At 23.0% G+C, this 23,172-nt stretch carries 18 protein-coding genes and 2 pseudogenes; 12 read left to right on the top strand and 8 right to left on the bottom strand.

What is annotated here, in order from left to right:
* Window positions 1-10: 10 nt before the first annotated feature.
* From AAHH39_RS05405 to AAHH39_RS05385, 5 genes are all read left to right on the top strand, one after another.
* A complete protein-coding gene (locus tag AAHH39_RS05405) occupies window positions 11-295 on the top strand; it encodes a hypothetical protein (RefSeq protein WP_342219119.1) in 285 nt (94 codons plus the stop codon).
* Complete coding sequence (locus AAHH39_RS05400) at window positions 289-636, top strand: hypothetical protein (RefSeq protein ID WP_342219118.1); 348 nt, start codon at window positions 289-291, stop codon at window positions 634-636. The genes AAHH39_RS05405 and AAHH39_RS05400 overlap by 7 nt, the downstream gene beginning before the upstream one ends.
* Before the next feature lie 3 nt (window positions 637-639).
* On the top strand, window positions 640-2,919 hold the full coding sequence (locus AAHH39_RS05395; protein WP_338956685.1) for a hypothetical protein: 2,280 nt from the start codon (window positions 640-642) through the stop codon (window positions 2,917-2,919).
* A gap of 145 nt (window positions 2,920-3,064) precedes the next feature.
* Window positions 3,065-4,315, top strand: a complete 1,251-nt coding sequence (locus AAHH39_RS05390) for a hypothetical protein (RefSeq protein WP_338956690.1) — start codon at window positions 3,065-3,067, stop codon at window positions 4,313-4,315.
* Complete coding sequence (locus tag AAHH39_RS05385) at window positions 4,257-6,287, top strand: hypothetical protein (RefSeq protein ID WP_342219117.1); 2,031 nt, start codon at window positions 4,257-4,259, stop codon at window positions 6,285-6,287. The genes AAHH39_RS05390 and AAHH39_RS05385 overlap by 59 nt, the downstream gene beginning before the upstream one ends.
* Here AAHH39_RS05385 and AAHH39_RS05380 read toward each other — a convergent pair.
* Window positions 6,284-6,571 carry a hypothetical protein gene (locus AAHH39_RS05380; RefSeq protein ID WP_342219116.1) on the bottom strand — a complete coding sequence of 96 codons (288 nt, stop codon included), beginning with the start codon at window positions 6,569-6,571 and terminating at the stop codon, window positions 6,284-6,286. The two genes, AAHH39_RS05385 and AAHH39_RS05380, sit on opposite strands and share 4 nt — an antisense overlap.
* Window positions 6,572-6,720: 149 nt before the next feature.
* Window positions 6,721-8,427, bottom strand: coding sequence for a hypothetical protein (locus tag AAHH39_RS05375; RefSeq protein ID WP_342219115.1), 1,707 nt, complete (start codon window positions 8,425-8,427; stop codon window positions 6,721-6,723).
* Between the two features lie 793 nt (window positions 8,428-9,220).
* On the opposite strand from AAHH39_RS05375, the gene AAHH39_RS05370 reads away from it, so the two are divergent.
* From AAHH39_RS05370 to AAHH39_RS05360, 3 genes are all read left to right on the top strand, one after another.
* Window positions 9,221-9,352 carry a hypothetical protein gene (locus AAHH39_RS05370; RefSeq protein ID WP_342219114.1) on the top strand — a complete coding sequence of 44 codons (132 nt, stop codon included), beginning with the start codon at window positions 9,221-9,223 and terminating at the stop codon, window positions 9,350-9,352.
* Window positions 9,353-9,420: 68 nt separating this feature from the next.
* Window positions 9,421-10,380, top strand: coding sequence for a transposase-like zinc-binding domain-containing protein (locus tag AAHH39_RS05365; RefSeq protein ID WP_342217913.1), 960 nt, complete (start codon window positions 9,421-9,423; stop codon window positions 10,378-10,380).
* Window positions 10,381-10,648: 268 nt separating this feature from the next.
* The gene (locus AAHH39_RS05360) at window positions 10,649-10,975 is read left to right on the top strand and encodes a hypothetical protein (RefSeq protein WP_342219113.1); all 327 of its coding nucleotides are present in this window, start codon (window positions 10,649-10,651) and stop codon (window positions 10,973-10,975) included.
* Between the two features lie 313 nt (window positions 10,976-11,288).
* On the opposite strand, the pseudogene AAHH39_RS05355 reads toward AAHH39_RS05360, so the two are convergent.
* Window positions 11,289-12,110 (bottom strand): annotated as a pseudogene (locus tag AAHH39_RS05355) (IS256 family transposase); the annotation flags it as partial.
* Window positions 12,111-12,210: 100 nt separating this feature from the next.
* On the opposite strand from AAHH39_RS05355, the gene AAHH39_RS05350 reads away from it, so the two are divergent.
* Together AAHH39_RS05350 and AAHH39_RS05345 are read left to right on the top strand one after the other, a co-directional pair.
* Entirely contained in the window at window positions 12,211-13,449 is a 1,239-nt protein-coding gene (locus AAHH39_RS05350) for an IS256 family transposase (RefSeq protein ID WP_342219298.1), read from the top strand.
* Between the two features lie 94 nt (window positions 13,450-13,543).
* Window positions 13,544-13,846, top strand: a pseudogene (locus AAHH39_RS05345) (transposase); the annotation flags it as partial.
* 46 nt (window positions 13,847-13,892) lie between these two features.
* Here AAHH39_RS05345 and AAHH39_RS05340 read toward each other — a convergent pair.
* The gene (locus AAHH39_RS05340) at window positions 13,893-15,131 is read right to left on the bottom strand and encodes an IS256 family transposase (protein ID WP_342219323.1); all 1,239 of its coding nucleotides are present in this window, start codon (window positions 15,129-15,131) and stop codon (window positions 13,893-13,895) included.
* A gap of 454 nt (window positions 15,132-15,585) precedes the next feature.
* Window positions 15,586-16,539 (bottom strand): Mbov_0401 family ICE element transposase-like protein, encoded by a 954-nt coding sequence (locus AAHH39_RS05335; RefSeq protein ID WP_425288920.1) that lies wholly within the window; start codon window positions 16,537-16,539, stop codon window positions 15,586-15,588.
* On the opposite strand from AAHH39_RS05335, the gene AAHH39_RS05330 reads away from it, so the two are divergent.
* Together AAHH39_RS05330 and AAHH39_RS05325 are read left to right on the top strand one after the other, a co-directional pair.
* Complete coding sequence (locus tag AAHH39_RS05330; protein WP_342218454.1) at window positions 16,535-16,738, top strand: hypothetical protein; 204 nt, start codon at window positions 16,535-16,537, stop codon at window positions 16,736-16,738. The two genes, AAHH39_RS05335 and AAHH39_RS05330, sit on opposite strands and share 5 nt — an antisense overlap.
* A 434-nt stretch (window positions 16,739-17,172) precedes the next feature.
* Window positions 17,173-17,454: a hypothetical protein gene (locus AAHH39_RS05325; RefSeq protein WP_342219111.1), complete on the top strand. Its 282-nt coding sequence runs from the start codon at window positions 17,173-17,175 to the stop codon at window positions 17,452-17,454.
* Window positions 17,455-17,456: 2 nt separating this feature from the next.
* Here AAHH39_RS05325 and AAHH39_RS05320 read toward each other — a convergent pair whose 3' ends face one another.
* The 3 genes from AAHH39_RS05320 to AAHH39_RS05310 form a co-directional block, all read right to left on the bottom strand.
* Window positions 17,457-19,481: a hypothetical protein gene (locus AAHH39_RS05320; RefSeq protein WP_342219110.1), complete on the bottom strand. Its 2,025-nt coding sequence runs from the start codon at window positions 19,479-19,481 to the stop codon at window positions 17,457-17,459.
* Window positions 19,426-20,673, bottom strand: a complete 1,248-nt coding sequence (locus AAHH39_RS05315) for a hypothetical protein (RefSeq protein WP_338957148.1) — start codon at window positions 20,671-20,673, stop codon at window positions 19,426-19,428. Before AAHH39_RS05315 ends, AAHH39_RS05320 begins: the two co-directional genes overlap by 56 nt.
* 145 nt (window positions 20,674-20,818) lie before the next feature.
* A complete protein-coding gene (locus tag AAHH39_RS05310) occupies window positions 20,819-23,170 on the bottom strand; it encodes a hypothetical protein (RefSeq protein WP_338957178.1) in 2,352 nt (783 codons plus the stop codon).
* Window positions 23,171-23,172: the final 2 nt, after the last annotated feature.

Genomic DNA, 23,172 nt, shown 5'->3' with positions numbered 1-23,172 from the left:
AAACTTTATCATGTATCATTACTTTTCTACAAAATTAAAGGAAAAAAGAGCAATTAAACATGCACAATTAATTCCACTAAATTCACCAGTATTTATGGGTTGTAAAATTCAACCTTTATCATTAGACAAATGTGCAATTACTATTTATCATCGTAATCCTAAGTATAAACCAATTACAGTTGTTGATAGTATTCTTAAAGCAAAAACTTTTGTTACTCAAATACATCCATTTCATTGATATCGTTGATATAGTGGTTGATACATTGGTTATGGTGTTAATCGTAATAAATGATAAAAGCAATAGCATTTGCTCCACCAGTGGTGCAACAAGTAATTAGAGATAGTTTTAAAGTATATAGAGAAATATTTAGAACTATTAGAACTTATCATAAAGTAGTAAATGTTATTAATAATCCTATTGAAAATATTAATAAATCATTTAAAAGTGTTGGTTTAAAATTTTCAGTTAATACTTTATTTGGTACTGGACTATTACATCATTTAGAAAAATTTGCATATAGTCAAGTTGTAGAAAAAGGTAAGAAAAAATTACAAAAAGAAATTATCCATATATCACATAGGAAAACTAAAACAAAAACTAAACATTATAAAAAAGCATTTTTTAAGGAATGATAAATTATGATTAATAAACTTTGAACTGATGTCAGTCTTGAAAATTATAATAACTGATATCCATTAACTGGAAAAATTACAGAAACTCCACCTCAATATATAAATACATGACCTAATGTCAAAGACTGATTTACAACTTTTGCTATTCGCGCTCAAAATGATATTAATGCTTATCTTGATTTTATTTTATCTAAATTTCCTTTTGATAGTTTTAAAGATGAATTAATTAAAGAAACATTAAGAGATATGGTTTATGTAATGGTTGAACATTGAGTATTTAATCGTACACCAATTGAATTTAATGTTGATGCTACTATTCAATTCAATAATGGTACATCATTTAATGCAAGTAGTATTCCTACAATTAATGTTTGAGATTTAGCACCAAGTAGAATGAAAATATGAGCAAGATTAACAGAATTAAAACAAGTATTTTCAAATTATAATCAAGATGAAATAGATATTGAAAAAATTGACTTAAAAGTATTTTATACTAGAAATCAAGTTGATGAATTAATTAAAGAACAAAAAGAATTTACATTATCAAAACAAATAAAATTATATGATGATTTAGTTAATGATAACGAAAATGAGATATATAGGGGTCGTGTTACAAACTTTATAAATAAAGGTTATGTTGCAACTGATTATGACCCAAAAACTGAAACAATGATTTTAGATTGACCTGATGAAATTGGTACATTACCACCAGAAGCATTACAAAATAATCCACAAATTGGTGATTTTACTCATGCTGCGACTGCTGACTTTTCTGCTAAACAACAAAAAAGAATTACTACTAATGAAAATAGTATTAAATTATTAGAAAATAAAGTTGATATTAATAAACAAAATATTGATGATATTAAAAATAATTGATTTAATATTGAAACTAGTCCTTTATGAAAAAAAGTTAAAAATGAAAATATTAAAACAGATATATGATATATTATTGATTGAACATATTATTTTATCGATAGTAAACAACTTATTATAAGTAATAATAAATTAACTAAATCTAATATAAGAATTACTAATCATCAAATAGAAAATAGACAAATAATAATTGAAAAAATTGATGTTAATATTGACAAAGTAATGTTATTATATGATGATAATTTAATAAAATTTATTGTTGCTAATAGCACAAAAAAGTATACACCAATAATTCATAATATATATCAATATCAAGGTACTGGAACACCAACTGAATTTATAGCAGAAGAAAATACTGAACGTGATTATTACACAAAACTAGAAACTAATAATTTATTAGATAAAAAACAAGATAAATTAATTGCAGGTACTAATATAACTATTGATGAAAATAATAAAATTAGTGCTAGTGGTGGTAAAATCGATTTAACTGATTATTATAAAAAAGAAGAAGTAGATAAAAAATTAGAAGACACAGAAAAAAAGTTTCCAGTAGCATTTCAATTGAATGCTGTAAGTCAAGAAATCCCTAATTTAGAAACTATTAATAAAACTGTTGCTGGTGCTATTAATGAAAATAAAGCAAATATTGATAAAAAACAAGATAAAGAAATATGAAAAGTAATAAGTAAAAGTAAAAATAATCGTGAATGAGATACGTTTGAAATTAATTTTAATACTGTATATAGAGTAATTATAACATTAGATGAATTACCAGTAAATCAAGCAAATATAAAGCATAAAGTAGAATTTAAAACTGGTAATTATTTAGGTGGAGATTATTTACTTGCAAAATTTAAAATTAAAGATGAAGATGTAATATTAACTTTAACTGTTAGAGAAAGTAGTTTTAATTGTAGTTTATATTTAAAAGGTGGAGATATTAATTATGGTGCTATTCTTTCATTAGAAGAATTACAAAATACAATTAAAGTTGATGTTACACCAAAAATAAAAATTAATTCAAAAAGTTTAGAAACAAATGAAGTTGAAGAAAATTGTTGAGATATTGAATTACCAGATAATCCAACACCAAGTCCAAATAATCAACAATGAAAAGATGTAGGAACAAGAGAAAAAAATAAATGAGATAATTGACAAATTACTTATGATTTTATAGTTAATAAACATTATAGAGTTTATTATTCTTGAAGTATATATAATCCAGTTTATACTATTCAAGAATTTATTATAACGGATAACAAAATTGCTGGTGTACCAATACAAACCTTTAATGATAGTGTTAATATAGTAATTTTATCAGTTCAACATGCTAAATTGATTACTATTTATAGTGGAAAAGGTAATTTAAAAGGTAATGTATGAAAATTAGAAGAATTACAGGAATAATATTATGTTTTTTAAAATTATAAAAATTATTTTAGGTTTAATTGGAGTAATTCTATCATCAGCAACTGCTGGTTTAATTATATTCATTATTGTAAAAATTATATTAAAAATTAATCAAATATTTTAAAGAAAGGTGGTGAATATTATGCTAAGTTTATTTAAAAGAAAAGAAAAAAATAATATTAATGATAATCAAAGTGAAAAATTAAAATTTTTAACTAATAAAAATAAAAGTATACATGCTTCTATTTTAAATTATTTTGGTTTTAATGATTTTAACCATGAAACTTATTTTACTGATTTTGTAGCAGAAAATAATGCTAATTTATATAATGCTCCATTAGAAATTAATAATGAAACTATTACACAATATTTAATGCAACAAGAATTTTATCGTAAAAATTGAAATTCTATTTTTAAATTAAGCAAATTAGGAATTAGTGGTTATTTAATTTATATTGCTAATGATAATTTATATTTTCAAGTAGTAGATATCCAACAAAGAGTTTATGATATTACAGGTAAATTAATTGAATGTACTATTTTTTATGATAATTATGAACAAAATGCACAAACAGTAAGATTATTTGAAATTTATACATTAAATAATAAACAAGTAACAATTAATCGTGCAATTTATAGTATTAATGATACTAAAAAACAAACTAAATTAGATTTTAAATCATACATTAATAATCCTAATTTATCACAAGAACAAACATTAAACATTAATTATATACCAATAGCAATTATGCGAAATAAAGCAAATGAGTTAGCAGATTGTGATAAAGTAATGGATAAAATTAAAGCACTAGATGTTATTTATGAACAAATTGTTTTAGATTGTATTTTAAACTCACCGAAGTTTATTTTTGACCAAACTTATGGTAATGTTCAATCTTCAATGGAAGAAGCAGTAAGAATATTAGTTACTAAAAACTATATTTGAAAAACTACTGGTGATAATAATGAAAAAAATGAAAATATTAATATGACAAGCAGTAATTTTAAAGGTAAAAACTTAACTGATATCTACGATTGAAATGTTAATGAAATATTTAAACGTTGTGGTATTCACATTCCAAGTCAAAAAAAATCAGCACAACAATCAGTTCCCGAAAGTACAGCTGTAAATATTTCAACCATTAATTATATTGAACAAAAATTATGACAATTTAATATTGATATTCTTAAATTTATTCAATTATTAGTAAGTGTTGATAAAGATTTATTAATTAGTAAAACATTTAATATTAATGATGAACAAGAAATTAATAATTTAACAGTTAAATTAAAATTATTTAATCCCGAAAATAACCAATTAATAGGAGAAAACAATGGACAACCAAGACAACAAACCACAAACCAAGTTTCCACAGAAACAAAAGCAAACTAAACTTAATCAAGCAGATGTAGAAAATGATTACTTAATAGATAATATCCCTTATGATTTTACTAATATGATGCGTGCAACTAGTGACCCTGATATTAATAGAGCATATGATGAATTTAAAAAAAGAACAATTTATATTTATGAAATTGCACGTTTATTTAAAAATAATGAAAATAATAGTTTAAAATTTTCAGCAAATACTATTAAAATAGGTTTTATTGATATTGATAAAGTATTAAAAACTACTGCTGTTGAAACATCAGACTTTACTATGCAATTAAATCAAAGAGCAAGTACTAATATTAATGATAATACTATTGAATATAGTATGACTGATATTAAAAATTTAATATTTCAAGAAATAAATTTATTAAATCAATTTAAGTTATATGCAGTATCTATTAATGAACCATTAACTGAAAATAATATTGATATTTTATATATCATTAATAACTATTCACAACCTTATCAAAATCCAAAAACAAGAAGTACTAAAAGTATTACTATTATTAAAATTAAAGATTTTAAAACACGAGATGGTTATCCAATCATTATTAAATTACAAAAACCATTAGATAAAGATACCAAAGTAATTGGTTTAAAAATTAAAGCCCCTAGAAGCATGATTTTCGGCAATATAAAGGTACTTGGTGAAGTTGATAATATGGAAGTATACCCAAAGTTATTTGTTAAAGATAAGATAGCATTTCCGTTGTTATCAATGCCTATTGAAACTCAACCAAAAGTTAGAATATTACAACAATGATTTAGTGAACAAATATTACCTTGAAATCTTGCAAAACAATTCATAGGACAAGAAAAATCAGTTTTAGATTTAATTGCTATTGGTGGTGGTAAAAAAACAAGAAAAGAAATTATTAATAATGCAAGAGTAACTCATGCTTGATTAGGTTATGAAATGGGTACTGTTTGAGATGGTAAATGACCATTAAAGAAAGAAAAGGAATTAAAAGATAAAGAAGTTTGAAATTTCCCGGGTGAAAGTCAATTTTATCAATATGTTGCAACAAATGATAAATTCAATGATATTGAAATTGAAATAAATGATGCACCAACTATTGATAGTTTACAACAAGTATTATTAGATATGTTAACTTATACATATACTTATAATAGGAATTTTGATGGCGCAACATTAAATCCAAAACAATTAAATGATTTAGATAGAATGCGTGGAAAGTTTGAAGGTCAAAAACCAAATGATGTTATCACTAATTTGTTTAAACAATGAGAATTAGATTATCCAAATTATATAAATTTATCACAAATTAAAATACTTAAACAAGTAATTATGATGTTATCAAAAAATATTTATTCAACAATGTCAATTAATAATGGTTTAAATGATGATTACAAGTTATTATTACCATATTATTTTGAGTTAAAATCAAATCCTATACATTCCACACCAGATAAAGTTTGAGAATTTAAAGATGCAAAAGTAATGTTAAAATCTGAGTATTTTGACTTTACAGATATTAATAACGTTAAATTAAAAAATAATGATGTTAGCCAAAATGAATTATTTAAACTTGATGATAATCAATTTAACTGATTGTCTATTACAAATGAATTAGAAAGTAATAATATACCTTCATTAATTCCTGCTGATTGAACACTAGGAAATGGTGAATATGGTAAATACTTTTCAAGAATGATTATTGATAAAAGTAAAATTGAAAGTGCTTTAAATTTATATGGTTCAAGTAAATCTCAATTATTTTCAAAATTAGAATTTTATGAAAAAATATTACAAATTGATAATGATAATAAATTTGAACTACAAATTAAAAATGCGATTAATAACTTAAATCGGATTGAAATTAGTGGCATATTTGGTGCAGGAAATTATGATTTAATTTTAGTAACAACTAATCAAGAAATAAATTTACAAAATATTAATTTATTTGATAAATATAACGAAAATATTTCTTATATCAATTTAGAAATTTAATCTTTAAAATATCCATCAGGATAAGTACCATCTCATTTAAAATCACTACTTCCATTATCAGGTTTATTAGCAAAATATAAATATATATCATAACTATTTTTATGTTTTCAAATTGTAGTATCTCCAAAGACTACTTCATGATTTGGTGTTAAATAATAATTAAACTTTTTACTTTCATGTGTAAGCACTCCCCCCATGATTAATCCTATTGTTCCAGTTGTAGCACCAGTTAGTGCTAATGCTAATGTTATTTTACTTAAATTTTTTTTTATTCATATTTTCATATTAAATTACTCCTTATTCCTTAATTTTACTTTTAAAGTATACTTATTTTTTATTATTTTTACAATATGCCTTTTAAACGCAAAATAACGCCTAAATTAAAGGCGTTTATTTTGTGATACCTATATATTAATTATATGTTACTTGTTTATTATATCGCAAATGTGAAGATACTTTTTTTCACAGTAGCATTATTTTTACCACGAATTACATTTTTATATGGATATAGTGCATAAAACAGAGCATCATAAGGATCTTGGTACATATTTTTATCTGGAATGTTAGTTTTGGTTTGATCATAACGTAATTCTTCAAGACATTGCGTAGTTTTTGGTAAATCATCTTTATTAGCATAAAAGTTTCCATAACTCATAATATTTCTCATTCAAACTACTCTATTAGTTAATCCTACTTCTTGATTTAGATTTGAAGCATGTTTAATCGCACTTTGGGTAATAAGAATAATATTATGTTCATCAATTAATTTTTGATTTAATCAATCAATGGCAGTTCTTGCTTTATCATCATAAAAATAAATTGCTTGTTCAAAATTTTCAAAATTATCCATTAATCCTAAAATTTCATCGACATAAGCATTAATTTTTTCATTTTCATTAATAAAATCATTTGGTGTAACTATTAATTCACAAATAAGATAAGCATCATAATATCCAGTATTATTATATTCTTTAAAACCAACTACCATAAATACAGTATGGTCTTTATGTCCAGTTGCTCAATCAACACCAACACTATAAAAATCAAATTTATACATATCTTTTTCTTGATTATAAAATTGTTTTAAATCATATTTTTGTCAATATTTTAATGTTTTTTGAAATGGAAAAATTGTTGCATCACTATCTAAAAACTCAAAACCATAAAAAACAGTATTAAATTCATCAGGATTACTTTTTTTCATTTCTATTAATGTTCTTTTTTGAATTTCTGGTAATTTATTTCAAAATGGTTGAATAGTAAATCTTAAAATAAATAAACCTAAACCACTAAACATTTCTTTATTTTCATAATAAACTTTACCAACTTTTTTAAGATTATCCATTATTTTATCATTTAAAGGTAAAAATGGTGTACAGTACTTTAAATAAAATGGATGATATTTATCGTAAGGATTACATGTGAAAGTGATAAAAAAACTTTTATAAAAATAGCGAGTAATTGATTTTCCAAAAGTAGAACTATATATATTTTTATCAATAAATGTTCAACTTCATTCTTTAATTGGTTCATTTGAAACTTTAATACGATTACTTCTAAACATAGAATTTTGTAATCGTTCATAGCGATATGTTAATTGTTTTTCTGTTAATGTTTCTTTTTCTTCTGCCATAATTATTTCATCTGTTCGTGAACCTAAAAAACTTGATCCACCTGCTTCTTTTCCAAAAATTTTATTACCATTTGCATAACCAATAAAGTCAATTTGTTGATTATTAGGAAAGATAATACACCCACCGTCCTTAGTAATTTTTCATTTAATACCATGGGGATTATTAGGTAATAAATTAATATCATATTTATCTAATAATACTTGGCAAACATTCATTAATGCACCAATAGTAGTTTCGCTATGGGTATTTTCATATCGTCGTACTTCTTGGACACTACTATCACTAAAATTGCAGCATATAAATAAATCAAATGCTAAACAATTTCAAGTTTTTCTTGTTCCCCGTGCTGTTGGTATAAAACGATAAAAACAATTAGTAGTAAAATACTCAGCTCATTCATCACCAGCAAAATTTTTAAAAATATCTCAACTAAAACCATAATTATTATCACTAAAATTAAGATCATATTTTTTATTTAATTGTGCATAACTACTAATGAATGGCATATTTTCTCCTTAGTTGACATATTAAGTTAAAATTTATTATTATTAACATCCAAAATTAGAAAGGAAATAAAAAATGTTAATTTCACAAAAACATTTTAATTGAGAACAACACTATTTTAATCAAGATGAATTAAATTTAAAACAAACAAAAGAATTATTCTTTAATTTTGTAGAAAAGTAATGATACATGATAAAGTGTTATTTTTAGAGAATTTTTACACTAAATAATGTTACTTTTAACAAATTTTTAATTAAAAATAATATTTTAAGTGTAAATTGATGAATAATTTTTGGTCATCCATACTTTTCTACATAATTAAAAGAATTATTTGCAAAAATAGATGAGAAATTATGAAATGAATGTGATAAGTCTATATATAAATCATATAAATTTAGAAGGCGAAAATTAAAATCAAAAAAAGGTTTATTAACTTATAAAAGACGCATCTGTGTATATTATAATGAAAAAACACAAAAAAATGAATATGTTTCATTATTAGATGTATATCTTGGTGTTAAAAAGTATAGTAAACTTGCACCAGATGTTATTAAACAAATCTTAAAATATTTTACTGATGGAAAAAGATATCGTGATGTTTGTGATACTTTTATTAATAATTTAATAAGTAGTAGTACTGTTTATAGAACATATAAAAAATTTCAATTACTAAAAATTAATATTCCTAAAATAAAGTTAAAACCAAATCAAGTTTTATATGTAAATATTGATGATGGTCATAGAAAGTTTAAGTTTAATGATAAACATAGTAATAAAAATTGTAAGAAATGTTCTATGAGATTACTAGTAATGTGTACTGGTAAAAAGAAAAATGGAAAATTAATTAATAAAAGAGCTGCATGTAAAATAAGAGTATCAAAAACAGAAATTGGTGCAGAAAAAACCTTTAATTTTGTAGAAAAGTAGTGGTATTAGTAAAATTAGCAAAAATATATTTTTATATGGTATTTTTAATATTAAAGAGGTGATTTTAAATGAATAAAAATACAGTAAAAGAAATTTTAAATAATTTGTCTGATAAAGATTTTATTGAGATTTTTAGAGAAAATAAAACTAGAATTAAACAAATTGAGAAAAAAGAAAAATTTGAAGCAGTCGAACAAAAATTCAAAGAGAAAGGGATTCAATGTCCAGATTGTAGTTCTTTTTTGTGTACTAAATATGGTAGTAAAGATTATAAGCAAAGATATAAATGTAAAAGTTGTAATATTACTTTTCATGCTTTTAAAAATCATTATTTTTATTGAAGTCATTTATCTCATGATCAATGAGATTTATTGATACAAATAGCTACTTTAGGTCAATCTGCTTACATTATTTCTCAATTTATTAATACTACAAATAAAACTGCCTGATTTAATCGTCAAAAATTTATGAAATCAACACAATTAGTAAAAACACAAAATCAATTTGTAAAATTAAAAGCTAGAATTGAAATTGACGAAACTTTTATCAAAGAAATTCATAAAGGAAACTTTAAAGATCCAAATGATCCAAGAAAACAATGAATTGAAGAAAATGCTAAAGATTTAAATTGTTGTATTCAAATGGCAATTGATGAAAACCGAAATATCTATGCTCAAACAACAAATACTAAAAGATTAAATAAAAAATGAGTACAAGAAAACTTAACATCGAAACTTATCGAAGAAAATTCAATTATAGTTTGTGATATGCAAGTATTATATGATACAGTAGCTAAACAAACTAAATCCACTATCCAGCAGTTTAAATCAAAAGAAAATAAAGAATTAAATTATAAAAAATTAAGTAATGTCAGTAAAATACAATCAAGTTTAAAAGAATTTATTACTCATTACCATGGCATTGGATTTACCAATATTCAAAATTACCTCAATTTATGGAAATGAAAATATCAACACTACGGATTAACCCCTTATCAAAAATCCAATGTGTTATATTTCAGTTTGTAAAAAAAATAAATCCCAAAATTTAATAAAATCAAATTTTAAGTCAAGTTGATGACTTTTTTTATTTTACCACTACTTTTCTACATAATTAAAAGAAAAAACTGCTAAATTAATTGAAAAATATGGTAATTTATATTTTGAAAATTTTGACCAAGCAAATTTAATAATTTGTGGAGATAGTGCAAAATGGATTAGAAAAACTGCTAAAATTTTAAATGCTAAATTTATTTTAGATAAATTCCATGCTTTTCATGTTTTATTTCTTGGAATTATGGCAGGAAGAAGAAAAAATAAAATTGCTAAACTACATTATGAATATGCACAAAATTTATTTTCAAAAGGTCAATATTATGAATTAATTGATTTTTTAAATTCATTAATATTAAAATATCCAAAATTAAAAGTTGGTTATTTTATTAATGCAAAAGATGGCATATTAAATCAAGCATTAGTTGAAAATATTGGTTGTTTTACTGAAACTAATATTAAACAAATCTTAAAATATATGATTGGTGGTAGAACGTATAATATTGATATGTATTCAAAAATGGTTAATTTTAAATGCTATCAAATAAACACGGCAATACAGTTATTATAAAATAAAAGATAAAGTAAAAATAACTAAAAATAAAATAAAATTTATTAAAAATTTCTTTAATAAGAATTTTTGAATTATAAAACTAAGTATTATTGTTGACTTATGTTTTACAAATGTTAAGATTAACATACAATTGCATATTGAGTCTAAATTATTCTCGTCTACCTTTATAATTTAAAGACAATTAATGAATATTATAGACAACATCGGTATGCTCCCAAAGTAATTAATAAATATAATGAAAAATTAATTATCTGATTGAATGAGGCTTTGAGGCTTTTTAGAAATCTGTGTATCTTTGTTTTACAAAGTACTAGTTTAGATTAATTCTGTCTTCAAATTTTATCATAAAATGAGCAATTGCTGTATTTCAATTTTGAATAGGCAATGTTCATTTTTTTGTTATATTTTCAATTGCTAAATAAAATATTTTAAAAACTGACATATCATTAGGAAAAGCTTTTTTGTTTCTAATAACTTTTCGTAATTGACTATTAACAGATTCAATAGCATTTGTTGTATAAATTACTCTTTTGATTTCTGCAGGATAACTAATAAAAATCATCAAATTTTCTCAATTTTTATATCAAGATTTAGCAATTTGGGGATATTGTTTATTTCATTTACTTTCAAATGATTCTAAAGCTTGCATTGCTTGTTCTTCACTACATGCACTATAAATTGGTTTTAAATCTGTAACTAGAGTTTTTCGATGTTTGTATGAAACATATTTTAAACTATTTCGAATTTGATGAACAATGCATAATTGATGTTCTGTTTTAGGATAAACTGCTTGTATTGCTTCTGACATGCCTGTTAAATTATCACTACAAGCAATCAAAATATCATTTAAGCCTCGATTTTTCATTTCTGTGAAATTAGCTAATCAAAATTTAGCACCTTCATTTTCACTAATTCATAAGCCTAAAACATCTTTTTTACCTTCTAAATCAACTCCTAATGCTATATAAACTGATTTATTAATAATCCGTTTATCTTGTCGAACTTTAACTACTATACAATCAAAATAAACAATCGGATAAACGCTTTCTAATGGTCGATTTTGTCATGTTTTGACATCATCAATAACATCATCAGTAATTTGACTAATAACACTTTCACTAATATCAGCACCTTTGAAGGCAATGTTTAGTAATCTGTGTAACTTACAAAAATAACTATGTTTAATTAATTCTAGTAAATATAATTAAATGACTAGAAAGAGTGAGTTACAGATGGCTAAAAAACAAAATATTAATAATAATGATCCAATATCAAAAGCAGTAGATTTATTATTAGAAAATACTGAAGATTTAACAACAGTTTTTAAAGAAGGGGGTTTATATAAAGAATTAACAAAACGTTTAGTTGAAAAAATGTTGAATTCTGAAATGCAAAATTATTTAGGATATGAAAAAAATCAACATAGTAATACTGAAAATGCTCGTAATGGTACAAGTTCAAAAAAATTAATAACTCAACAAGGTAAAATTGAGATTGATGTACCAAGAGATCGCAATAGTGATTTTACTCCTGTAATAGTTGCAAAAAGACAGCGAAGATTTGATGGTTTTGATCAACAAGTGCTTTCACTATATGCAAAAGGTATGACTCTATCTGACATTAGAATGCAGTTACAAGAGTTATATCATGGTGCTGATATTAGTGAAAGTGTTATTAGTCAAATTACTGATGATGTTATTGATGATGTCAAAGCATGACAAAATCGACCATTAGAAAGCATTTATCCGATTGTTTATTTTGATTGTATAGTAGTTAAAGTTCGACAAGATAAACGGATTATTAATAAATCAGTTTATATAGCATTAGGAGTTGATTTAGAAGGTAAAAAAGATGTTTTAGGCTTATGAATTAGTGAAAATGAAGGTGCTAAATTTTGATTAGCTAATTTCACAGAAATGAAAAATCGAGGCTTAAATGATATTTTGATTGCTTGTAGTGATAATTTAACAGGCATGTCAGAAGCAATACAAGCAGTTTATCCTAAAACAGAACATCAATTATGCATTGTTCATCAAATTCGAAATAGTTTAAAATATGTTTCATACAAACATCGAAAAACTCTAGTTACAGATTTAAAACCAATTTATAGTGCATGTAGTGAAGAACAAGCAATGCAAGCTTTAGAATCATTTGAAAGTAAATGAAATAAACAATATCCCCAAATTGCTAAATCTTGATATAAAAATTGAGAAAATTTGATGATTTTTATTAGTTATCCTGCAGAAATCAAAAGAGTAATTTATACAACAAATGCTATTGAATCTGTTAATAGTCAATTACGAAAAGTTATTAGAAACAAAAAAGCTTTTCCTAATGATATGTCAGTTTTTAAAATATTTTATTTAGCAATTGAAAATATAACAAAAAAATGAACATTGCCTATTCAAAATTGAAATACAGCAATTGCTCATTTTATGATAAAATTTGAAGACAGAATTAATCTGAACTAGTACTTTGTAAAACAAAGATACACAGATTTCTAAAAAGCCTCATTTTGAAGTAAAAATAATGGTAAAGAACCTAGTGTATTGCAATTAATTTTAAAAAAAATTAGTTAAAAAAGTTCGTATCAATAATAATCGCAAAGAACAAACTAGTTTTTGTATAATTGATTCGCAAAGTGTTAAAAATACAGATACTACTGAAAATAAAGGTTATGATGCTGGTAAAAAGATTTCAGGCATAAAACGTCATATTGTTGTTGATTCTCAAGGTTTACCACATGCAATTTACATAACCACAGCAGAAAAAACAGATCGTAATAGCGCTATAATAATGATTGAAAATGAAAAAGAAAATCTTTCTGCAGTTCAAAAAATAATAGTAGATGCTGGTTATACTGGTGAAAAATTGAGGCTTTTTAGAAATCTGTGTATCTTTGTTTTACAAAGTACTAGTTCAGATTAATTCTGTCTTCAAATTTTATCATAAAATGAGCAATTGCTGTATTTCAATTTTGAATAGGCAATGTTCATTTTTTTGTTATATTTTCAATTGCTAAATAAAATATTTTAAAAACTGACATATCATTAGGAAAAGCTTTTTTGTTTCTAATAACTTTTCGTAATTGACTATTAACAGATTCAATAGCATTTGTTGTATAAATTACTCTTTTGATTTCTGTAGGATAACTAATAAAAATCATCAAATTTTCTCAATTTTTATATCAAGATTTAGCAATTTGGGGATATTGTTTATTTCATTTACTTTCAAATGATTCTAAAGCTTGCATTGCTTGTTCTTCACTACATGCACTATAAATTGGTTTTAAATCTGTAACTAGAGTTTTTCGATGTTTGTATGAAACATATTTTAAACTATTTCGAATTTGATGAACAATGCATAATTGATGTTCTGTTTTAGGATAAACTGCTTGTATTGCTTCTGACATGCCTGTTAAATTATCACTACAAGCAATCAAAATATCATTTAAGCCTCGATTTTTCATTTCTGTGAAATTAGCTAATCAAAATTTAGCACCTTCATTTTCACTAATTCATAAGCCTAAAACATCTTTTTTACCTTCTAAATCAACTCCTAATGCTATATAAACTGATTTATTAATAATCCGTTTATCTTGTCGAACTTTAACTACTATACAATCAAAATAAACAATCGGATAAACGCTTTCTAATGGTCGATTTTGTCATGTTTTGACATCATCAATAACATCATCAGTAATTTGACTAATAACACTTTCACTAATATCAGCACCATGATATAACTCTTGTAACTGCATTCTAATGTCAGATAGAGTCATACCTTTTGCATATAGTGAAAGCACTTGTTGATCAAAACCATCAAATCTTCGCTGTCTTTTTGCAACTATTACAGGAGTAAAATCACTATTGCGATCTCTTGGTACATCAATCTCAATTTTACCTTGTTGAGTTATTAATTTTTTTGAACTTGTACCATTACGAGCATTTTCAGTATTACTATGTTGATTTTTTTCATATCCTAAATAATTTTGCATTTCAGAATTCAACATTTTTTCAACTAAACGTTTTGTTAATTCTTTATATAAACCCCCTTCTTTAAAAACTGTTGTTAAATCTTCAGTATTTTCTAATAATAAATCTACTGCTTTTGATATTGGATCATTATTATTAATATTTTGTTTTTTAGCCATCTGTAACTCACTCTTTCTAGTCATTTAATTATATTTACTAGAATTAATTAAACATAGTTATTTTTGTAAGTTACACAGATTACTAAACATTGCCTATAAAAATTACAGTCTTTATAATCTTTATAATCTTCTATTAAAGATATTAATTCTAAAATTATTTATTTCTCCTTATTTTTAGTTAAATTATTAACTATTATTTCTAAACATTTCATAGGGACGGTAACAAAAACGGAGGATATAATTACTTTTTAAACATTTCTTTTAAATTATAGACAAGAAATAATTGTAATTATATGCAATTGTAAGTAAATATTACTACTAAATTAAATTAATTTCAATTAAAATACAAATATTAAAAAATCAATAAGAAAATTTAATATAAATACACAACAAAAATTCTTATTAACTTTTAATTAATAAGTTTTTAATATTTTAATAAAAATAAAAATTTTGATTATGTTTTAGAATTCACAAGATTACATTTAAAAATAACCATTTTAATATAAATATCTATGCTATATGTTCTATTACCAAGCATTTCTTTTAAAATATATCAAATATTACTTTCAGCAAAAGTACCAATATTTCATTTTGCACCTTGATTTTCAATTCCTTGTTTATTATTTTTAAAATATTGTTTTTTTAATTTTTTATGATTTTTTAATATTTCATTCATATACTTTATTAATTCATCATATTGACCATTTTCAATAAAGTTTCTACAAGTATTATATTCTTCAAAATATTTTCCTTTGTTTCCAGCAATAATTCCTACATACAACTTTTTAACTAAATGGAATTTATCTAAAACAAATTGTGCATCTAAATAATTAGCAACATCTTTAATTCATTCTGCACTATCTCCACAAATAATGATTTTTGCTTGGTCAAAATTTTCAAAAAATCTATTTCCTTGTTCTAAAATAAATTCAGCAGTTTTTTGAACTCCAATTTTAGTTTTTGTTGGTCTTATTATTACATCTACTCTTTTATTAACTAATTTATGATTAACATTATCTGTACAAAATAACACTAAACGAATTGAATATTTACCAGAATTTCGTTTAAATTTTCAAAACTTTCGATGTCCATCATCAATACTAATATAAATAAATTGATTTGGTTCTAATTTTATTTTAGGAACATCTAATTTACTAACTTGATATTCTTGAAATAATCTACTAATACTTGTTGTGCTAAATTTTGTTTGTTTCATAGTATGTAAAATGTCAATATACCTTTTTCCATCTGCAAAATGTTCAATAACATTATTTTTGATATCTTGACAAGTCCTTTTGTATTTAGGTAATTGCAATTTTTCATCTAATAAACAAATAGGAACTCATTTTTTTAATTGTTCATCATAATATTTATAATCACGACATTTATAAGTAACAAGACCATTGATAGTATTTCTAGTTCTTGTTTTAATTTTAACGGGGATATATTTTCTATCTCTTTCTTTTAAGATTCTTCAATCTGTTTTTTCTTTTAATTATGTAGAAAAGTATGGATGATCAAAAATTATTCATCAATTTACACTTAAAATATTATTTTTAATTAAAAATTTGTTAAAAGTAACATTATTTAGTGTAAAAATTCTCTAAAAATAACACTTTATCATGTATCATTACTTTTCTACAAAATTAAAGGTTTTTTCTCATTGATTTTTTACATCATCTCTAAATGATTGATACATTCTTTTTGTTGCTTCTTTTAAAGTTCATAAATAATTAAAACTCATATTTTTTCTCCTAACTTTTTTTAAATTTTAAATTTATTGTAAATATATTTAAAAAATTAATTTACTTTTTTATTATAAACATATATAAGTGTAATTTAAAATTAAATCAAAACTTTTTAAAAAACGACTTTCATATTTAAAATATAATAAACAATTTCAATATAATTAATAGTATAGGTATTATAAAATAAACGCCTTTAATTTAGGCGTTATTTTGCATTTAAAAGCATACTTGTAAAAATAATAGAAAATAGTACAATTTAAAAGTGAAATTAAGAAAAAAAGGAGTAATTTAATATGAAAACATGAATAAAAACAAATTTTCAAAAAATAGCATTATCATTTGCTGTAATAACTGGTTCTACCGGTTTAATATTAGGTGCAGTTGCATATTATCAAACTAATGGATTAACAAAATATTTAGACCATTTTTATGAAGAACATAGGGGGGGGGCAATTATTTGGGAACATAAAAGAAATGATAAATATAAAATAGAATTATATTTTGGAGTTAATCCAAAAAATCAAGATGATATAAAATGAGATGGTAAATATCCTGATGGATATTTTTATAAATAATTTTAAATTTCTAAATTAATATAAGAAATATTTTCATTATATTTATCAAATAAATTAATATTGGTTAATTTTATTTCTTGTTTATCAGTCATTAAAATTAAATCATAATTTCCAGCACCAAATATGCCACTAATTTCAATCCGATTTAAGTTATTAATCGGATTTTCAATTTGTAATTCAAATTCACTATTATCATCAATTTGTGAAACTTCTTTATAAAATTCTAATTTAGAAAATAATTGAGATTTATTTGAACCATATAAACTTAAAGCATTTTCAATTTTATTATTACTAATGATTACTCTTGTAAAATATTTACCATATTCACCATTACCTAGTGTTCAATCAGCAGGAATTAATGAAGGTATATTATTACTTTCTAATTCGTTTGTAATAGATAATCAATTAAATTGGTTATCATCTAACTTAAATAATTCATTTTGACTAATATCATTATTTTTTAATTTAATATTATTAATATCTGTAAAATCAAAATAATTAGATTTTAATATTACTTTTGCATCTTTAAATTGTCAAATTTCATCTTTATTAGTATGTATTGGATTTGATTTTAATTCAAAATAATAAGGAAAAAGTATTTTATTATCATCATTTAAACCTTTATTAATAGACATATTAGAATAAATATTATTTGATAACATAATTACTATTTGTTTTAATATTTGCACTTGTGATAAACTAATATAATTTGGATAATCTAGTTTTCACTGTTTAAACAAATTACTAATTACTTCATCTAGTTTTTGATTTTCAAATTTTGCTCGTAGTATATCCATTTCATTTGGGGGAGTTATTAAAGATGCACCATTAAAATTTCTATTGTAATTATATGTATAAGTTAGCATATCTAATAATACTTGTTGTAAACTATCAACTGTTGGTGCGTCTTTAATTTCAATTTCTATATCATCAAATCTGTTATTAGTTGCAACATATTGATAAAATTGGCTTTCACCCGGAAAATTTCAAACTTCTTTGTCTTTTAATTCTTTTTGTTTTTTCAATGGTCACTGACCATTTCAAACAGTACCCATTTCATAACCTAATCAAGCATGTGTTACTCTTGCATTATTAAAAATTTCTTTTCTTGTTTCTTTACCACCACCAATAGCAATTAAATCTAAAACTGATTTTTCTTGTCCTATGAATTGTTTTGCAAGATTTCAAGGTAATATTTGTTCACTAAATCATTGTTGTAATATTCTAACTTTTGGTTGAGTTTCAATAGGCATTGATAACAACGGAAATGCTATCTTATCTTTAACAAATAACTTTGGGTATACTTCCATATTGTCAACTTCACCAAGTACCTTTATATTGCCAAAAATCATGCTTCTAGGGGCTTTAATTTTTAAACCAATTACTTTTGTATCTTTATCTAATGGTTTTTGTAATTTAATAATAATTGGATAACCATCTCTTGTTTTAAAATCTTTAATTTTAATAATAGTAATACTTTTAGTACTTCTTGTTTTTGGATTTTGATAAGGTTGTGAATAGTTATTAATGATATATAAATTATCAATATTATTTTCAGTTAATGGTTCATTAATAGATACTGCATATAACTTAAATTGATTTAATAAATTTATTTCTTGAAATATTAAATTTTTAATATCAGTCATACTATATTCAATTGTATTATCATTAATATTAGTACTTGCTCTTTGATTTAATTGCATAGTAAAGTCTGATGTTTCAGCAGCAGTAGTTTTTAATACTTTATCAATATCAATAAAACCTATTTTAATAGTATTTGCTGAAAATCTTAAACTATTATTTTCATTATTTTTAAATAAACGCTCAATTTCATAAATATAAATTGTTCTTTTTTTAAATTCATCGTATGCTCTATTAATATCTGGGTCACTAGTAGCACCCATCATATTAGTAAAATCATATGGAATATTATCAATTAAATAATCATTTTCTACTTCTGCTTGATTAAGTTTAGTTTGCTTCTGTTTCTGTGGAAACTTCGTTTGTGGTTTGTTGTTGTTTTCCATTGTTATCTCCTATTAATTGGTTATTTTCGGGATTAAATAATTTTAATTTAACTGTTAAATTATTAATTTCTTGTTCATCATTAATATTAAATGTTTTACTATTTAATAAATCTTTATCAATTTTCACTAATATTTGAATAAATTTAAGAATATCAATATTAAATTGTCATAATTTTTGTTCAATATAATTAATAGTTGAAATATTAACTGCTGTACTTTCGGGAACTGATTGTTGTGCAGATTTCTTTTGACTTGGTATATGAATACCACAACGTTTAAATATTTCATTAACATTTCAATCATATATATCAGTTAAATTTTTACCTTTAAAATTACTATTTGTCATATTGATATTTTCGTTTTGTTCATTATTATCTCCACCACTTTTAAATATGTAGTTTTTAGTAACCAAAGTTCTTACTGCTTCTTCTAATGCTGATTGAACATTACCATAAGTTTGACTAAATATAAATTTAGGTGAGTTTAAAATAGTATCTAAAACAATTTGTTCATAAATAACATCTAATGCTTTAATTTTATCCATTACTTTATCACAATCTGCTTGTTCATTTGCTTTATTTCTCATAATTGCTATTGGTATATAGTTAATGTTTAATGTTTGTTCTTGTGATAAATTAGGATTATTAATGTATGATTTAAAATCTAATGGAAATTGTTTTTTATTATCACTAATACTATAAATTGCACGATTAATTGTTACTTGTTCATTATTTAATGTATAAACTTCAAATAATCTTACAGTTTGTGCATTTTGTTGATAACTATCATAAAAAATAGTACATTCAATTAATTTACCAGTAATATCATAAACTCTTTGTTGTATATCAACTACTTGAAAATATAAATTATCATTTGCAATATAAATTAAATAACCACTAATTCCTAATTTACTTAATTTAAAAATAGAATTTCAATTTTTTCTATAAAATTCTTGTTGAATTAAATATTGTTTAATGGTTTCATTATTAATTTCTAATGGAGCATTATATAAATTAGCATTATTTTCTGCTACAAAATCAGTAAAATAAGTTTCATGGTTAAAATCATTAAAACCAAAATAATTTAAAATAGAAGCATGTGTACTTTTATTTTTATTAGTTAAAAATTTTAATTTTTCACTTTGATTATCATTAATATTATTTTTTTCTTTTCTTTTAAATAAACTTAGCATAATATTCACCACCTTTCTTTAAAATATTTGATTAATTTTTAATATAATTTTTACAATAATGAATATAATTAAACCAGCAGTTGCTGATGATAGAATTACTCCAATTAAACCTAAAATAATTTTTATAATTTTAAAAAACATAATATTATTCCTGTAATTCTTCTAATTTTCATACATTACCTTTTAAATTACCTTTTCCACTATAAATAGTAATCAATTTTGCATGTTGAACTGATAAAATTACTATATTAACACTATCATTAAAGGTTTGTATTGGTACACCAGCAATTTTGTTATCCGTTATAATAAATTCTTGAATAGTATAAACTGGATTATATATACTTCAAGAATAATAAACTCTATAATGTTTATTAACTATAAAATCATAAGTAATTTGTCAATTATCTCATTTATTTTTTTCTCTTGTTCCTACATCTTTTCATTGTTGATTATTTGGACTTGGTGTTGGATTATCTGGTAATTCAATATCTCAACAATTTTCTTCAACTTCATTTGTTTCTAAACTTTTTGAATTAATTTTTATTTTTGGTGTAACATCAACTTTAATTGTATTTTGTAATTCTTCTAATGAAAGAATAGCACCATAATTAATATCTCCACCTTTTAAATATAAACTACAATTAAAACTACTTTCTCTAACAGTTAAAGTTAATATTACATCTTCATCTTTAATTTTAAATTTTGCAAGTAAATAATCTCCACCTAAATAATTACCAGTTTTAAATTCTACTTTATGCTTTATATTTGCTTGATTTACTGGTAATTCATCTAATGTTATAATTACTCTATATACAGTATTAAAATTAATTTCAAACGTATCTCATTCACGATTATTTTTACTTTTACTTATTACTTTTCATATTTCTTTATCTTGTTTTTTATCAATATTTGCTTTATTTTCATTAATAGCACCAGCAACAGTTTTATTAATAGTTTCTAAATTAGGGATTTCTTGACTTACAGCATTCAATTGAAATGCAATAGGGAATTGTGACTTTACATCTTCTAATTTTTTATCAATTTCTGGTTTTGTATAATATTTAGTTGGGTCAACTCCACCACCACTATCTTTAATTCATTGTTTAATAAATTTAGTTGGTGGAATATCTAAATCACCCGTAAATAAACCAGTTCCTAATTCTCTATATTGTAAAACTTTATAAGTAATATCTTCTTTAATTAAAGATAATTTATCTTGTTTTTTATCTAATAAATTATTAGTTTCTAGTTTTGTATAATAATCACGTTCAGTATTTTCTTCTGCTATAAATTCAGTTGGTGTTCCAGTACCTTGATATTGATATATATTATGAATTATTGGTGTATACTTTTTTGTGCTATTAGCAACAATAAATTTTATTAAATTATCATCATATAATAACATTACTTTGTCAATATTAACATCAATTTTTTCAATTATTATTTGTCTATTTTCTATTTGATGATTAGTAATTCTTATATTAGATTTAGTTAATTTATTATTACTTATAATAAGTTGTTTACTATCGATAAAATAATATGTTCAATCAATAATATATCATATATCTGTTTTAATATTTTCATTTTTAACTTTTTTTCATAAAGGACTAGTTTCAATATTAAATCAATTATTTTTAATATCATCAATATTTTGTTTATTAATATCAACTTTATTTTCTAATAATTTAATACTATTTTCATTAGTAGTAATTCTTTTTTGTTGTTTAGCAGAAAAGTCAGCAGTCGCAGCATGAGTAAAATCACCAATTTGTGGATTATTTTGTAATGCTTCTGGTGGTAATGTACCAATTTCATCAGGTCAATCTAAAATCATTGTTTCAGTTTTTGGGTCATAATCAGTTGCAACATAACCTTTATTTATAAAGTTTGTAACACGACCCCTATATATCTCATTTTCGTTATCATTAACTAAATCATCATATAATTTTATTTGTTTTGATAATGTAAATTCTTTTTGTTCTTTAATTAATTCATCAACTTGATTTCTAGTATAAAATACTTTTAAGTCAATTTTTTCAATATCTATTTCATCTTGATTATAATTTGAAAATACTTGTTTTAATTCTGTTAATCTTGCTCATATTTTCATTCTACTTGGTGCTAAATCTCAAACATTAATTGTAGGAATACTACTTGCATTAAATGATGTACCATTATTGAATTGAATAGTAGCATCAACATTAAATTCAATTGGTGTACGATTAAATACTCAATGTTCAACCATTACATAAACCATATCTCTTAATGTTTCTTTAATTAATTCATCTTTAAAACTATCAAAAGGAAATTTAGATAAAATAAAATCAAGATAAGCATTAATATCATTTTGAGCGCGAATAGCAAAAGTTGTAAATCAGTCTTTTACATTAGGTCATGTATTTATATATTGCGGTGGAGTTTCTGTAATTTTTCCAGTTAATGGATATCAGTTATTATAATTTTCAAGACTGACATCAGTTCAAAGTTTATTAATCATAA

The organism is Spiroplasma endosymbiont of Amphimallon solstitiale, assembly GCF_964030965.1.
Lineage (GTDB): Bacteria > Bacillota_I > Bacilli_A > Mycoplasmatales > VBWQ01 > Spiroplasma_E.
The sequence above is the reverse complement of the archived record's forward strand: the minus strand, read 5'-3'. Positions and strand labels throughout refer to the sequence as shown.